The sequence below is a fragment of the Streptomyces atriruber genome (assembly GCF_001418325.1).
GTDB classification, from domain to species: Bacteria; Actinomycetota; Actinomycetes; order Streptomycetales; family Streptomycetaceae; genus Streptomyces; species Streptomyces atriruber.
In genome coordinates this window covers 1-1,199 of sequence record NZ_LIPN01000604.1, presented here as the reverse complement: position 1 = coordinate 1,199, position 1,199 = coordinate 1, and the positions used below count along the sequence as shown (strand labels likewise).

1 protein-coding gene is annotated in these 1,199 nt (G+C 69.8%); it reads right to left on the bottom strand.

Going from position 1 to position 1,199, the window contains the following annotated elements:
- Positions 1-1,027: mechanosensitive ion channel family protein (locus AOK03_RS39130; RefSeq protein ID WP_055570100.1), on the bottom strand; the 1,027-nt coding region annotated here is incomplete at its 3' end.
- Between the last annotated feature and the right edge of the window lie 172 nt (positions 1,028-1,199).

The window sequence follows — 1,199 nt, the reverse complement described above, 5'->3', positions numbered from 1 at the left end:
GGGACGTCGCCGAGGCGTACGCGGAGGGGGCCGCCACGCCGGCCGACGGGTCGGGCGCGTCCTCCTCGACCGCCAGCGGCAGGCCGCCCACGATGCGGATGCCCGCCTCGTCGAACGCCCGCTTGATGCGCCAGCGCAGCTCCCGCTCCACGCCCAGGGACTGGCCCGGCATCGTCTTGGCCGAGACGCGGATCACCATCGAGTCGAGGAGGACGCTGTCCAGGCCCAGGATCTCCACCGGGCCCCACAGCCGCTCGTTCCACGGCTCGTCCTTCGCCATGGACTCGCCGACGGCCGACAGCGTCGTCCTGACCTTCTCCAGGTCCTCGTCCGGGCGGACCGTCACGTCGACGCCCGCCGTGGACCAGCCCTGGGAGAGGTTGCCGATGCGCTTGACCTCGCCGTTGCGGACGTACCAGATCTCGCCGTTGTCGCCGCGCAGCTTCGTCACGCGCAGGCCGACCTCTATGACCTCTCCGGAGGCCACGCCCGCGTCGATCGAGTCGCCCACGCCGTACTGATCCTCCAGGATCATGAAGACGCCGGACAGGAAGTCGGTGACGAGGTTGCGCGCACCGAAACCGATCGCGACGCCCGCCACGCCCGCGGAGGCGAGCAGCGGCGCCAGGTTGATCTCGAAGGTGCCGAGGATCATCAGCCCGGCCGTGCCGAGGATCAGGAACGAGGCCACCGAACGCAGCACCGAGCCGATCGCCTGCGAGCGCTGGCGGCGGCGCTCCACGTTCACCAGGAGCCCGCCGAGCGCGGTGCCGTCCACGGCCTGCGCCGTGCGGTTCATGCGGTCTATCAGCTTGGTGATGGCGCGGCGCACCAGGACGCGCAGGACGACCGCTATCGCGACGATCAGCACGATGCGCAGCCCGATCCCGAGCCACGTGGACCAGTTCTGCTCGACCCAGCTCGCCGCGTTCGTGGCGCTCTCCTGAGCGTCCTCGAGCGTGGGCGGCTTGGACTTTTGCGGGTCGTCCGGGTCCGTTCCGGCTGCCGACAGGACGGACAGGAACACGGCAGGTACCTCCAGGTATCGCGGCCTGCCCGGCGAACGAAGAACCNNCCGGGCAGACCCACCACACTAACGGGGCATCGTGTGTGGATCGTTGTCATGTTCGAGGGAGAGACGGTGCTCACCTGGGGAAGAACGAGGAAGAACCGAGTGCTGTCCCCGTACCGCGCCCGCT